The 14017-nt window shown below is 68.1% G+C and carries 14 protein-coding genes; 13 read left to right on the top strand and 1 reads right to left on the bottom strand.

Annotated elements, in window-relative coordinates; translation table 11 throughout:
• The first annotated feature begins 16 nt into the window (after positions 1-16).
• The 8 genes from IG98_RS54025 to IG98_RS52955 all read left to right on the top strand — a co-directional run bounded on the left by IG98_RS54025 (position 17) and on the right by IG98_RS52955 (position 7638).
• The gene (locus IG98_RS54025) at positions 17-136 is read left to right on the top strand and encodes an RICIN domain-containing protein (protein ID WP_281178613.1); all 120 of its coding nucleotides are present in this window, start codon (positions 17-19) and stop codon (positions 134-136) included.
• Positions 137-233: 97 nt separating this feature from the next.
• Complete coding sequence (locus IG98_RS54020) at positions 234-2618, top strand: ricin-type beta-trefoil lectin domain protein (RefSeq protein WP_245651944.1); 2385 nt, start codon at positions 234-236, stop codon at positions 2616-2618.
• 188 nt (positions 2619-2806) lie between these two features.
• Positions 2807-3088, top strand: coding sequence for a hypothetical protein (locus IG98_RS0142435; RefSeq protein WP_030925942.1), 282 nt, complete (start codon positions 2807-2809; stop codon positions 3086-3088).
• The gene (locus IG98_RS0142430) at positions 3085-4359 is read left to right on the top strand and encodes an ABC transporter substrate-binding protein (protein ID WP_030925940.1); all 1275 of its coding nucleotides are present in this window, start codon (positions 3085-3087) and stop codon (positions 4357-4359) included. The genes IG98_RS0142435 and IG98_RS0142430 overlap by 4 nt, the downstream gene beginning before the upstream one ends.
• Before the next feature lie 187 nt (positions 4360-4546).
• A complete protein-coding gene (locus tag IG98_RS0142425) occupies positions 4547-5350 on the top strand; it encodes a carbohydrate ABC transporter permease (protein ID WP_211264366.1) in 804 nt (267 codons plus the stop codon).
• A complete protein-coding gene (locus tag IG98_RS0142420) occupies positions 5350-6177 on the top strand; it encodes a carbohydrate ABC transporter permease (protein WP_030925936.1) in 828 nt (275 codons plus the stop codon). Before IG98_RS0142425 ends, IG98_RS0142420 begins: the two co-directional genes overlap by 1 nt.
• A gap of 25 nt (positions 6178-6202) precedes the next feature.
• On the top strand, positions 6203-7396 hold the full coding sequence (locus tag IG98_RS0142415) for a mandelate racemase/muconate lactonizing enzyme family protein (protein ID WP_211264365.1): 1194 nt from the start codon (positions 6203-6205) through the stop codon (positions 7394-7396).
• A 59-nt stretch (positions 7397-7455) separates the two neighbouring features.
• Positions 7456-7638 carry a hypothetical protein gene (locus tag IG98_RS52955; RefSeq protein WP_030925931.1) on the top strand — a complete coding sequence of 61 codons (183 nt, stop codon included), beginning with the start codon at positions 7456-7458 and terminating at the stop codon, positions 7636-7638.
• 177 nt (positions 7639-7815) lie between these two features.
• Here IG98_RS52955 and IG98_RS0142405 read toward each other — a convergent pair whose 3' ends face one another.
• On the bottom strand, positions 7816-8214 hold the full coding sequence (locus IG98_RS0142405) for a DUF6223 family protein (RefSeq protein ID WP_030925928.1): 399 nt from the start codon (positions 8212-8214) through the stop codon (positions 7816-7818).
• A 196-nt stretch (positions 8215-8410) separates the two neighbouring features.
• On the opposite strand from IG98_RS0142405, the gene IG98_RS0142400 reads away from it, so the two are divergent.
• From IG98_RS0142400 to IG98_RS0142380, 5 genes are all read left to right on the top strand, one after another.
• Positions 8411-9538 (top strand): sensor histidine kinase, encoded by a 1128-nt coding sequence (locus IG98_RS0142400; RefSeq protein WP_030925926.1) that lies wholly within the window; start codon positions 8411-8413, stop codon positions 9536-9538.
• Positions 9535-10197, top strand: coding sequence for a response regulator (locus IG98_RS0142395; protein ID WP_030925924.1), 663 nt, complete (start codon positions 9535-9537; stop codon positions 10195-10197). The genes IG98_RS0142400 and IG98_RS0142395 overlap by 4 nt, the downstream gene beginning before the upstream one ends.
• 557 nt (positions 10198-10754) lie before the next feature.
• Positions 10755-10871, top strand: a complete 117-nt coding sequence (locus tag IG98_RS52950) for an ALQxL family class IV lanthipeptide (RefSeq protein WP_211264364.1) — start codon at positions 10755-10757, stop codon at positions 10869-10871.
• Between the two features lie 606 nt (positions 10872-11477).
• Entirely contained in the window at positions 11478-13163 is a 1686-nt protein-coding gene (locus IG98_RS0142385) for a DMT family transporter (RefSeq protein ID WP_030925922.1), read from the top strand.
• Positions 13164-13296: 133 nt separating this feature from the next.
• Positions 13297-13725, top strand: coding sequence for a hypothetical protein (locus IG98_RS0142380; RefSeq protein ID WP_030925920.1), 429 nt, complete (start codon positions 13297-13299; stop codon positions 13723-13725).
• The last annotated feature ends 292 nt before the right edge of the window (positions 13726-14017 follow it).

Below are 14017 nucleotides of genomic sequence, written 5' to 3'. Positions count from 1 at the left end.
CAACTCCGACGGCACCATCACCGCCGTCGGCGCGAACAAGTGCCTGGATGTGCCCAACAACGCCACGGCCAACGGCACCAAACTCGCCATCTGGTCCTGTAACGGCGGAGGCAACCAGCGCTGGACCAGGAGCTGATCCCCTTCCCGCGCCTCTGAGACGCCTTCAGGATCCCCTGCCGGGACGGTCGCTCGTCCCGGCAGGGGGACCCTCTCCCCCCACCCAAGGAAGTGCCGTGTTCGAATTCTCGTACACCGCGATGCGGAGGCTGATGTTGGCCGGAGCCGCCGCGGTAGGGTTGACCGCCGCAGCCGCTCTGGTGGCTCCGGTCTCCCCGGCCCTGGCGGCCACCACGACCCTCTACGCCTCCCCCTCCGGTACCGGCGGCAGCTGCTCCAGCGCCCAGCCGTGCTCGTTGCCGGCCGCGCAGACCGCGGTGCGGGCGCTCACCGGCGCGATGTCTGGTGACATCGTCGTGGAACTGGCCGACGGGGTGTATCGGCTCTTCGCGCCGCTACGGCTCACCGCCGCCGACTCCGGCAACAACGGATACCAGGTGGTGTGGCGGGCGGCCCCGTCGGCGCGTCCCGTGATCAGCGGTGCGAGGGCGGTCACCGGCTGGTCGCTCGCCGACTCCGGGAAGAACATCTGGCGGGCCAACGTCGGCACCGGGGTCGACACCCGGCAGCTCTACGTCAACGGTGCCATCGCCACGCGCGCGCGTACCACCGTGAACCGGTCGGACTTCACCGCCAACAGCAGTGGCCTCTCCTTCACCAACGGCGCCCTGAGCTATCTGAACAACCTCGCCAACAAGAACCGGGTCGAGATGGAGAGCGTCGGCTCGTTCACGGACCGGTACGTGACGGTGCAGAACATCAGCGGGAACTTCATCACGATGCAGCAGCCCGGCTGGAGCAACAACAACTTCGGATACGACACCTTCACCAGTCCGCACCGGGCGGGCCCGCTCTACCTGGCCAACGCGTACGAGTTCCTCGACTCACCGGGCGAGTGGCACATCAATCCCGGGACCGGCCAGCTCTCCTACATCCCACTCGCCGGGCAGAACATGAGCAACGTCAGCGTGGAGCTGCCGATGCTGCAGTCCCTGGTGAACGTCGGGGGCACCTACGACGCGCCCGCCCACCACATCACGTTCACCGGAATCACCTTCACCGGCACCACCTGGATGGGGCCCAGCAGCAACCAGGGCTACGTGGACCAGCAGACCGGCGCCTACATCGCCGACAACTGGAACTGGCCCGGCTTCTCCTCCTGCCACAACGGCTGCCCGCAGTTCGAGGCCGCCCGGCCGAACTGGTACCAGATGCCCGCCGCAGTGCAGGTGTCCGCCGCCAACGACATCACCTTCAGCGACTCTCAGTTCTTCAACCTCGGCCAGACGGCCGTGGGCATCGGCAACGACGCCAACGGCCACACCAGCGGTGTCGGCCTGGGCGCGAGCAACGTCACCGTCACCCGGTCCGAGATTGCCCGCAACTCCGCCGGTGGCATCGTGGTCGGCGGCGTACGCGCCGACGCGCACCACCCCGGCGACCAGCGGATGGTCAACCGGAACATCACCATCAGCAACAACCGCCTGCACGACCTCGGCGTGGAGTACCGGGGCATCGTCTCGGTCCTGACCACCTACGTCAACACCGCCACCATCTCCAACAACGAGGTCTACAACATGCCGTACACCGGCATGTCGATCGGGTACGGGTGGGGGGCCAACGACGCCGGCGGCAGTGAACACTACGCCGGTCGCGGCCTGTACAACTACCAGCCGCGGTACACCACGCCCACCACCGCGTCCAACAACCGGCTCACCGGCAACTACGTGCACGACGTCATGCAACAGATGAACGACGGCGGATGTATCTACACGCTTTCGGCGAACTCGAACGCGATGATCAGCAACAACTACTGCCTGCGGACCAACGGCTATTTCGGGATCTACTTCGACGAGGGCTCCCGGTACTACAGCGCTTCCAACAACGTCTTCTCCTCCACCGGCACCTGGGCCACCGCCAACTACTGGTTCGCCGAGAACATGGGGAACTTCACCGTCACCAACAACTGGTCGACCAACGGCAACACCAACGTGACCAACGGCGACCGCGGCAACGTCGTCAACGGCAACGTCACGGTCACCAACGGCAACTGGCCCTCGGGCGCTCAAACCGTGATGGCGGCCGCCGGGCCCCAGGGGAGCGGCAACCAGCAGAGCGCGCAGATCGTCGGGGCCCAGTCGAACCGCTGCGTCGACGTCACCGGCGGCAGCACCGCCAACGGAGCCCAGGCCCAGCTCTGGGACTGCGGCAGCGGCGGCAACCAGCGCTGGACCCACACCTCAGGCAAGCAGCTGATGGTGTACGGGAACAAGTGCCTGGACGCCTACGGTCAGGGGACCGGCAACGGCACCCAGGTGGTGATCTGGGACTGCAACGGGCAGACGAACCAGCAGTGGAACGTCAACGCCAACGGCACCATCACGGGGGCGCAGTCAGGCTTGTGCCTGGACGCGCCCAGCAACGCCACCGCCAACGGCACCAAACTCAACCTCTGGGCCTGTAACGGCGGCACCAACCAGCGCTGGAGCCTGCGCAACTGATCCAGCCGTCTCATACCTTCGCCGGGGCGGTCCACCGCCCCGGCGAAGGCCATCACCCGGACACGCGCCGGGCGCGGGCGGCCCCGGACGAACCCACCGGTCGGGACGCCCTGGGGGGCGCCGTCACTGGAACGCAGTGCCGGGCACCCCCATCCCGCCTACACCACCGACACGAGGGAAAGCAGCGTATGAGCACGCCGGGCGACATCGACGACCTCCTGCAGCACCTGGAACGCGAAGGCCTCGTCCTTCATCTCGGCATCGGTGACGCCACCGTGTGGTTCGCCGCCGAATTCCGCGAGCGCATGATCGCCGAACGGCCGGCGATGCTGCCCGACGAACCCATGGTGAGCGTCGCCACGGCCGCCGCGGTGCTCAACGTTCCGCACTCCCACCTCATCGCCGAAGTTCACGCCGCCACCCTCGCCGGCCACGACAGTGGCCACACTCTGGAAAGTGAACAGCAATGAAGCAGCGAACACTGTGGTCGGCCCTCATGGTCGCGGCGCTGGCCCTGGCCGGCTGCGGAAGCGCCACACGACCCGCGTCGTCGCCGAGCGGTTCCCGCGAGATCACGAAGCTCGTGGTCTGGGACTGGAAATCCGGTGACGCGTCCTCGGCCTCCTACGTCCAGAAGGCGAAGGACGACTTCGCCAAGAAGCACCCCGGCGTCACGGTCGAATTCGTGGCCCAGCCATTCGACCAGTACTACACCCTGCTGGGCGCGGCCATCCAGTCCGGCACGGGGCCCGATGTCATCCTCTTCAACGGAGGCGGCCAGATCCGCGACCGCGTGGACGCGCTCCTTCCGCTCGACCAGTACGTGACCGAGGACAAACAGCGCCTGGCGGGCTGGGAGGCCTTCGGCGAGGACGGCAAGACCTACGCCGCGCCGGTGACGTTGCAGGGCCATCCGATCTACTACAACAAGACGCTGTACGAGAAGGCGGGACTCGACCCGGCGAGCCCCGCCACCACCTGGGACAAGTTCCTCAACGACTGCGCCACCATCAAGAAGGCGACCGGAGCCAGGTGCTTCGCGCTCGGCAACAAGGAGGGCGCCGGCATCCAGTTCTTCATGTCGGGCCTCGGCTCGGGCATCCTGACGGCACAGGAGTACGACGACTGGATCGCCGGGAAGCGCGTCTGGGACTCTCCCAACGTGAAGCAGATCTTCAAGCTGTGGAAGGACGCCGGCGACGCGGGGCTGAACAACGACGGGGCCAACTCGACCGCGATGTTCAACGACGCCTTCACGATCTTCAACTCTGGTAAGGCCGCCCACATCATCGGGCTGATGTCGGACATCGGGCACTGGAAGGACTTCAGCGAGTTCCTGGGGGCCGACAAGCTCGGCGTCATGCCGGCGCCGGTCGTCACCACCGGGGTGACCCCGAGCCTCGCGTACGACGGTGGCATCGGCTATGGGGTCGCGAAGTGGGCGAAGGACCCGAAGCTCGCCGCCGACCTGGTGCGGTCGCTGACCACGACCGACGCCCTCACCTCCTTCTACTCCGACGCCGGCGCGATCGCATCCGACACCACGATCGACGTCTCGCAGGGCCCCGCGGCCGTCGGCACGCTCGTGTCCGAGATCAAGGGCGGTAGGCCCGCACTGCATGTCGCGTTGTCCTCCAAGACCCTGGACCTGATGGGAAGGCTGTCCCAGCAGCTCCTGAGCGGATCGGCGACCGTCGACGAGGTAGTGGAGCAGCTGGCCGCCTCGGATCGGGCGAGCTGATCTCGTGCCGGCCCGAGATTCGTCACCGCCTGCCCGCCCGGTCGGTTCCGGGCGGGCAGGCGGAGGAGAAACAAGGCAGCGGGCACGCCGCGATGACATCGGGACCCCCTCCCTGCAGGTCTCCCGCTCATTGCGTTCCGAGCGCCTCGCGCCTTACGTTCTGGTGGCTCCGGCCTTACTGATCATCGTGGCTCTGCGGCTGTGGCCGCTGCTACTGGGCGTCAACTTCTCCTTCACGGGCGACGGTGAACGCAACGGAACGATGGTCGGCCTCGACAACTACCTGGAGATGTTCCAGGACGCGACGTTCCAGAGCGCGCTGCGCAACGTCGGGCTGCTGGTGCTGCTGCTTCCCGTGGCGGTGGCCATCCCCGGGCTGCTCGCGACGTTCATCTATCTGCGTGTTCCCGGGCACCGGGTCTTCCGCAGCGTCTACTTCTTCCCGGCCGTGCTCTCACCGGTGATCGTCGGTGCGATCTTCAACCTCATGCTCGCCTTCGACGGCCCGTTGAACACCGTCCTCGCGACGATCGGCCTCGGACCGGTCGACTGGCTCGGTGACCCGGGTGTCGCCATGTTCGCGGTGGTCGGCGTGCACGTCTGGGCGACGTTCGGGATGGCCCTGGTGGTGTTCCTCGCCGGATTCGCCACCCTGGACTCCGCGCTCCTGGACGCGGCCAGGATGGACGGCGCGTCGCTCCCCCAGACCATCCGGCACGTGATCATCCCGGGCCTGACCCGCACCATCCAGTTCGTCTTCGTGACCACGATGATCGGGATGCTGACGTCCATGTTCGGCCTGCTGTACGTCATGACCAGCGGCGGCCCGGAGGGGTCCACCTACCTGCCGGAGTACTACGTCTGGATCCAGCAGGGACAGATGAACCGCCCCGCACTCGCCTCGGCCGCGTCGACGGTTCTCTTCCTCATCATGCTCGTGGTGGGGCTCCTGCAGATCAGCGTGCTCCGCCGCGCCGGGCGGGAGGACTGATGCCCGACAAACGCCTGATCAGGTGGGTGGTCGCCGTTCCGATGGCGCTCCTCGCGCTGGCGACGATCTACCCCCTCGTGTTCACCGCCAACGTCGCCTTGAAGGCCCGGCGTGACTACGTTCTCGACCGCTTCTCCCCGACGACCTCCCTGCAGTGGGACAACATCGTCACGGCGTGGACCAGCGTCGGCATGGCGCGATACTTCGCCAACTCGCTCGTCGTGGTGACGATCTCGGTGGTCCTCCTGCTGCTCCTCGGGTCGATGGCGGGCTTCGCGCTGAGCCGGCTGCGGTTTCGCGGTTCCAAGGCGCTTTTCCTGGGCTGTCTCGCGGCGCTGTTCATCCCGTTTCAGGTGATCATGGTGCCGCTCGCACGGGTCATGGCCGACAGCGGCCTCATCGACACCTATCCGGGGCTGGTCCTGGCCTACGTCGCGCAGTTCCTGCCGTTCACCATCTTCCTGATGACGAGTTACTACAAGACCATTCCGGCAGAGATCGTCGACGCGGCGAGGATCGACGGGAACACGACGTACGGCGTCTACCGGCGCATCATGCTACCGATGGGCACTCCGGCCCTCCTGTCGGTGGGCATCCTCAACACCCTGTTCTGCTGGAACGACGTGCTCATCTCCCTGCTGATGATGCCGTCGGCCAACCACCGCACCCTCATGGTCGGGGTCACCTCGCTGCGTGGACAGTACTCCGACAACATCCCCACCTTCGCCTCCGGGGTTCTGATCGCCGCCGTACCCATGTTGATGATCTATCTCTTTCTCCAGCGCCAGATCGCCGACGGTGTCACCGCCGGTTCCACGAAGGGCTGACATGCGGATTTCGGGGTATCGCACTTTGACGACGGTCCAGGAATGGGACCGTCCGGTCGGTGACGCCAACGGCGTCTACGCCGACGGGGTCGTTCCGGTGTCGATCGTCATGGTGGACACCGACGAGGGGATCACCGGTGTCGGCATCGGTCCGCACGTGGAGCTCGACGGCGTCTTCGCCGCCATCGAGGGTGAGGATCCGCGCGGCGTGACGGCACTGTACGACCGCATGCTGCGGCAGACCTTCAAGGCAGGCCACGCGGGCGCGGTATTCGGGACCATCGGCGCCCTCGACACCGCCCTGTGGGACATCAAGGCGAAGGCGGCCGGTGAACCGCTCTGGCGTCTGCTGGGCGGGCGTGACAGGCGGGTTCCCGCCTACGCCTCGGGCCTGGACATCGGCCTGACCGACGACGAACTCGTCTCGGTGTACGAGGTCTACGCCCAGCACGGTCTGCGGGCGGCTAAGATCAAAGGCGGCCTCGACATCGGGCGGGACCGGCACCGCCTGACGCTGGTCCAGGAGGTCCTGACCGAGGCCGGGCACGGGAAGCGGCCGGGCCTGATGCTCGACGTGAACGAGGCCTGGTCGCGCAAACAGGCGATCCGGCACGTCTGCGAGCTGGAACGCACCCTGGATCTCACCTGGATCGAGGAACCCGTCCGGCGGTGGGACGCCGAGGGCCTGGCCACCGTCGGCCGCGGGATCCGCGCGTCGGTCGCCACCGGGGAGAACCTCACCGGGCTCGAGCAGTATCGTCCGCTGCTGGCCGCGGGGGCCGTCGACATCGTCCAGACGGCCGCGGTCTGGGGAGTCACCCATTTCCTGCGGGTGTCGGTCCTGGCTCACGCCCACGATCTGCCGGTCAGCCCGATCGGCAACATCCCGGTCGGCCTGCTGCACGCCGCGACATCGGTGCCGAACCACATGGCCAGCGAGCTGCAGGATCTGCGTCCGCCGCTCGGAGTGTCCGTCGACCTGCACGTCGAGGACGGCGCGTTCCTCCTCGGGGACTCACCCGGCCTGGGCCTCACGATCGACGAGAACGTCGTCGGCGGGGCCACCCGCCGGCCGGGCACCCTCGCGGCCGACGGCCCCGGCGTCCGGCCGGAGCAGGCCGGCCGGCGGCTGCTGGCGGTGGCCGATCACAATCACGACGCACAGCAGCGCCTGCTCACCCCCTTGGCCGTGGACCTGCGCGATCGAACGCCGAGGTAGCCCTCACCGTTCGACACCGACCGCCCATGCGTATCCCGGGCCGGAAGAAAGGAACGCGCGTGCGTTCGTCGTTCGTGCCGCACAGACGTACATCGGCCACGGCCTGGGCGGAAGCCTCCCGGGCGGGCCACACGATCGTGGTCGCGCCCACCGGAGCCGCCGGGGCGAACCTCAAACAGTGGAACTACGACGGCAGCGCCAACCTGCAGTGGCAGCTCGTCGACCTGGGCGGCGGCTGGTAGCGGTCGTCAACCGCACCAACGGCATGGTCGCCGACAGCTGGGGCAACACCGCCAACGGCGCCAACGCCAGGCAGGCGGCCTGGAGCGGCGGCAACAACTCCGGCCAGGTGGCCGGTAAGCCTGTGGCTGAGGGCGGGGGCGTACGGCACGCAGGAATGGGGCGGGGCGGACTTCGGGTCAGCCGGTGCGGCGGGAGCGGGCCAGCGCCAGCCCGCCGAGGGCCATGGCGATCAGCCCGACCGCCAGGGCCACGAAGCCCCCGACTATTCCGTAGCCGGTGCCGGGACCGCCGTCGGCGGCGGCCACGACCAGCCCGCCACCGACCGCGCCGGCCAGCCCCGCCGCCAGGGCCACGATGGCTCCCCTCCGCCCGGTGCCGGTGCCGATACGACCGGCGGAGCGGGCCAGGGCCAGCCCGCCGATGACCACGCCGGCCAGCCCCAGCAGCGCGGCCACCAAGGACCAGAGACGCCCGGCGGTCAAGGTGTAAGCACTGGCGGGATCCGGCCGTGCGGCAAGCTCGACACCTTCGACCAGGGCGGCTTCGGCCATGGCGATCACGAATCGGACTGACATGCGGTGCTCCTTCTCTTCCTGCGAGTGGACATCGCCTGATCATGTCCGCCGGGCCCACCGCCGGTCGTCCGGCGGACGCAGGCAATTCGCACTACCGCGGACGCCGCAGCGGCCGCGAAGATACCGCGTGTGCGGTAGCCGGCCGATCATCCGCACGCAGGAGTCGCCCACGCGGACATCCGGCTAAGGTGCGCGCATGAGTACAGGACGGGCCGGTGTCCGGGCCGGTGTCACAGACTGGGCGATCGCCGTCTGCGTGGCGGCGACGCTGCTGGTCACCGGGCTGTTCGGGCAGAATTCCACCACGAACCTCGACCTGTTCGGCTACGCGCTGCTGGCGGTCGGCGGCCTGGTGCTGGCCGCGCGCCGCCGGGCTCCGGTTCCCGTCCTGGCCGTCACCGGGCTGTGCGCGGTGGGTTACCAGGCGGCCGGTTTCGACGTGCCCGCCGTCGCGTACCTGTGCGCGGTGTACGCGGCCGTACGGGCGGGACACCGCACCGTCACGGTGGCGGTGAGCGTGATCATGCTGGCCGCTCTTCCCCTCGCGGCCCTGGCCTCGGGTCTGCACGACACGGGCGAGGCGCTCGCGCAGGCCCGAGGCGCCCTCGAACTGGCCTGGCTGGTCGCGGCCGGTGCCGCGGGTGAGGCGCTGCGGCAGGCCGAGCGGCGGGCGGAGGAAGCCGAGCGCACCCGGGAGGAGACCGCGCGGCGCCGCGCCAACGAGGAGCGGCTGCGCATCGCACGGGAGTTGCATGATTCGCTCACCCACCAGATCTCGGTCATCAAGGTGCAGGCCGAAGCCGCCGTCCACGTGGCCCGCAAGCGTGGTGAACAGGTGCCGGAGGCCCTGCTGGTGATCCAGGAGGCCGGTCGTGAGGCGACCCGGGAGCTGCGCGCGACCCTGCAGGCGCTGCGCGACGACGACACGACCCCGCCGTGTGGGCTCGACCATGTCCCGGAACTGGTGGAACGGGCCCGCACCATCGGCGTGGACGCGACGCTGACGGTCGAAGGACAACGACACGACGTGCCGGCCGCGGTGAGCCGGACCGTCTACCGGATCGTTCAGGAATCGCTCACCAACATCGCCCGTCACGCCTCCGCCGCGACGGTGTCGGTCCGGATCGACTACCGTCCCGACGCCCTCGCGATACGCGTCGATGACGACGGCAAGGCCACACCGGACACCGTCCCGGTGCCCGGCGTCGGGCTGCTCGGGATGCGCGAACGAGTCACCGCCCTCGGCGGGCGCCTGCGGGCGGCACCGCGCGGTGAGGGAGGCTTCACCGTCCACGCCGAACTTCCCGTAGACCGAACGTCATGATCCGTGTCCTGCTGGTCGACGACCAGCCGCTCATCCGCAGCGGATTCCGCGCGCTCCTCGATCTCGAAGACGACATCGAGGTGGTGGCCGAGGCCGCCGACGGGAAGGAGGGCCTGGCCCTGGCCAAGGAACACCTGCCCGACATCGCGCTCGTCGACATCCAGATGCCGGTCGTCGACGGCATCGAGGCGACCCGGCGCATCGCCGCGGACCCGGCCCTGGCCGGGGTGCACGTCGTCATCCTGACCAACTACGGCCTGGACGAGTATGTCTTCAACGCGCTGCGCGCCGGCGCGTCCGGATTCCTCGTCAAGGACATCCAGCCGGAGGACTTCCTGCACGCCGTGCGCGTCGCCGCGCGCGGTGACGCGCTGCTCGCCCCGTCGATCACCCGCAAGCTCATCGACAGGTACGTCACCCAGCCGCTCAACCCCGGCACCGACACGGGGCTGAAAGAACTGACCAACCGCGAACGCGAGGCCGTCGCCCTGGTCGCGCAGGGCCTGTCCAACGACCAGATCGCCGACCGCATGGTGATCAGCCCGCTGACCGCGAAAACCCACGTCAACCGGGCCATGGTCAAGCTCCATGCCCGTGACCGCGCCCAGCTCGTGGTCCTCGCCTACGAATCCGGCCTGGTGGCCCCGCGCAACTCCTGACCTCGACGGTCCGAGTGCGGGTCCGATCGCGGGCCATGACCAGCCGTCCCGAACGTGGCCTCAGCCTTTCAAGATCAGCATAAGCGACCGTTAAGAACGCTTAAGGCTTCTTAAGTGCCCGCGGATTATCGTCGGCACGAAAGGGCTCATCGGCGGTGAACCGGTGAAATGGAATCCCGGACTCCAGTGCCCGGGTGAACATGGCCGTGACCGGCTGCCGTTTCGTGGCGAACGGCATCCGGCCTGCCGATAACAGCGTCTTCCGTCCCGGTCGTTTCGGTGATCAGCGAAAGTCAAGCCGAGAATCGGGAACGCCTTGCCGTTCCCATCGAAAGTGGTTCATAAGAGCCCGCCACGATGCTGTCCCAGTACGGCGAATTCGTCGTACCGGTACGGACCCGGAGCACGACCTTGATCGAGGAACCCGCCCGCGCCAATGAAGCGGCGTGGTAGGCACCGCACCGAGTCCGACCACACAGACTCCGCCGGACGAGCAGGCGGTTACGGAGACCGCCGCAGTCCCGGTGGAGGTCCTCCCCAACAAAAGGAGAAGAGCAGTGGAACTCGATATCAACTCTCTGGACATGCTTCCCAGCAAGATGGAGGCCGCTCTGTATCCATGCAAAATCACCTGCGTTACTCTCGTCTCCCTGGTCACGATCACCCTCGACTGACGTTCACCGCCGGAGCGGCCGGAGCGGACGCTCTCGGTAGGTGAGTGGTCGAAAGCGCGTCGCCTCGACCGCGGAGGCATTCGTCGCGGGTAGGCGGCGGCCGGGGCGACACGCGGTGAGCGCCTGACCCTCGAGGTCCTGCACCGACGAGGAAAACGGCGTCGCAGACGGTGAAAAACGCAGCGAGGGCGGGTGCCGAGGTTTCGGGACCGTTCACCAATACCGAATGCAACCCCGAACATCTTCATGGAAGCGGGCTCAACAGGTTCCGTCACTGGATGGATGGGCCGTGCCTGGGGCATCGCCGGGGCTTTCCAGTGCGCCACCGAGAAACAAGGATCGGCTGCCCGACCTTCTTCGGCAGTGTGCGCAGGTCATCGATCATGGGGTCGAGCCGGGAGCCGCGCGTCCGGGCCGCCGAGCGCCTCACCATCATCGAAACCGCATCGCGCCGGAGAGCATGGGGTCTGATCGGCGGGGCGGAACCGCTCGTTCCGCTGTGTCCGCCTGTACGGCGGTGCCGCGCTAAGATCGCGCTTCGTGCTTTCAGATAGTTTCTGGCGGTTTATAAGAATTGGATTAGTAGGTCTGGTTCTTGCGGCGGCGGTGGCGGGCCTGGTGCTCGGCGACGCCTGGCTCTGGGTGGCCGTCGAATGGTCGCCGCCGGCCTATGCGGGGTTCTACGCGCTCGATGACTTCGACACCCTGACGACTGTAGCGCTGCTCGTGGCCGCCCTGGTGAAGGCCGCGCTCCTGTGGCTGATCCTGCGTGCCCCCGCGCCGGGACCGCTGGACCGCCGAGAGAAGGCGCTGCGCCGGCTGCTGTATCTGGCGGTGGCGTACACCCTCGTGCTGTGGTACCCGATCGCGCTGCTGCCCGACGCGGTCGACGCGGTATTCCAGCTCGCGCTGTGGACCGCGATCTACGTCCTCTACCTGCTCGTCATCCGCTGGCGGTCCCGCATGCTGCGCGCGGCGGCCACAGCGATGTTCGCGGTCGAGCTGGCCGGGATCGCCAACGAACTGCTCGACGAACTCGACCTCCCAGAGCTTGGATCGGGCGGCATCGTCGGACTGGGCTTGATGCTGGGCGGAATGGCGGGGATCGTCATCACGGTCGTCGGGCAGCGGCGCGACGGCCGGTGGAGCCGCGGCACGCAGGTCGCCGGGTGGTCGTCGGTGGGCGTCTACGTGCTGGTGATCCCGCTCAACATTCTCTTCGCAAGGATCTCCAGCGGCAGTCTGGCGATGCTGGTCATGATGGACGCTTTGGGGCTCGTCAGCACCGTGTGGATTGCGGCGACCGCCCGTGAAATGCCCGCTGAGGGCCGCCCGGCGGCCCTTCCACCCGCGCGGCGGCGCGTGACCCGCGTCGCGGTGGCGGCCGTGGCCGTACTGCCGATCATCGCACTGATCCACCCGGAGCAGACCCCGCACCTCACCTACACCGGCTGGTCGATGGACTGCTATGACCGGCCCAGCTTCGGCGACCTGAAACCCGCGGAACGCGACGCCGCGTTCCTGTGCCGGGCGCGGAGCACGGAGGGCGGGGTCTCCCCCATGTTCCCGGACAGCCTGTCGGACCAGCAGATCCTCGCGTATGGGCGGGCGCTGTGCCGGACAAAGGACCGCGACGAGCAGGAGGCGATTCTGACGCGGGCCGGGAGCGCGCGGCCCGCCTGGGGCGTGGACCTGTGGGACCTCGTCTACGTCTGCCCGGAGGTCGTCGGCGCGACCCATCCCGAGCTGCTGCGGTCGACGGCGGAGATGGAGGCGGCGGACACCGCCTACGTCGCCGAGAAGAACGCGAGGTGCCGTGACCCGTGGCCCCGGACGAAGGGGGTCGTCCAGGCCACGGCCAACTACTTCCTGTTCGTCGACGGCGATCCCGGCTATGTGGTCCACGACCCCGCAGGCGAAGGGGCCGCCGAGGCGGCGGAGCAGGCGATGGACAAGGTCTACGACGACAGCGCCCTCATCGGGCACGTCGCGGACGTCGTTGATCTGTGCCTTACCGTGAAGGCCTTCCGCACCGCGCCGCCACCGCGGACGGCCGGCTGGGATCAGGTCAACGAGATGCCGATCGTCAGCCGCAGCGGCCGGCTCACCGTGCCGGAGATGGGCGAGGGCGGAGAGGTGGGCGCGGGTGCCCCGATGCCGAACCTGGCGATCGCGGGGAAGGGCCGCTACCGGCTCCGTGTCTACGTGCGGGTCGACGACGCGGGAGAGGAGGAGCACCTGGTCGCCGTGTTCCCGGGTGCGTCGAGGAAGAGGCTCAAGCTGAAGCCGTGAGCTGAACGTGACCCGCTTGCCGGCGAACGTACACGGACTCTTGACCGGGCTTGTCCGGACACGGCAACCGGGTCAAAATCAGTTCAGCCTTCAACTACTTAATTGGAGGGACACTTCACGGATGAGGAGAGGCATGAAGCGCACCATCTCCGTTCTCACCGTCGCCACCGGCGTCCTCGGCGCCACGCTCACCGGCATCAGTCCCGCGTCCGCAGCCGCAGTCGACTGCTCCACGGGCGGGTACACCCGGGTTCTGAACAGCTACGTCCCCACCAACGTCCAGCGGCCGGGGGTGGACGGTCGTAGCTACAACCTCGCCGGTCCGTTGGCGTACACGTACGAGGTCTGCCTCGACATCCCGGACACCTCGACGTTCACGATCGAGGCACGGATCCGGTCCGCCGACGGGTCCACGAGCGTGTTCGTGGACGACCGTCCCGGGGACAAGGTCTTCCGCTACTCGCCCGGCGCCAACAGCTTCTGGCAGGTATACGGCACGATGACCGGGCCCGGCAGCACCTACATCTACTACACCTGGAACGAGAAGCAGATCCCGGACTGACTCGGAACGGGCCGACCGCCTCGCTCGGCGAGGTGGCTGGCCCTACCCTCTCAAGCGGCCCTCTCCCAGCAGCCCTCTCAAGCGGCCCGGAAGAACGGGGCCGAATGCCGCCGTGCGGCACCATCTGCGGCGTGGTCGACTTCGGCGACCTGTTCGCCGGCGATCCGGCCGTCGACCTCGCCGCCGCCCGGACTCGGGGTTCCGGTAGCAATGAAGAAATTTCCAACGAAGTACCGTCTGACCTGCGCTGACGAAGGTTTCGTAGAAGCCGGGGTTTCGGCTGTGGATAGCC

This window comes from Streptosporangium amethystogenes (assembly GCF_000721075.1).
Classification (GTDB): Bacteria; Actinomycetota; Actinomycetes; order Streptosporangiales; family Streptosporangiaceae; genus Streptosporangium; species Streptosporangium amethystogenes.
This window is presented reverse-complemented; position numbering and strand designations above follow the sequence as displayed.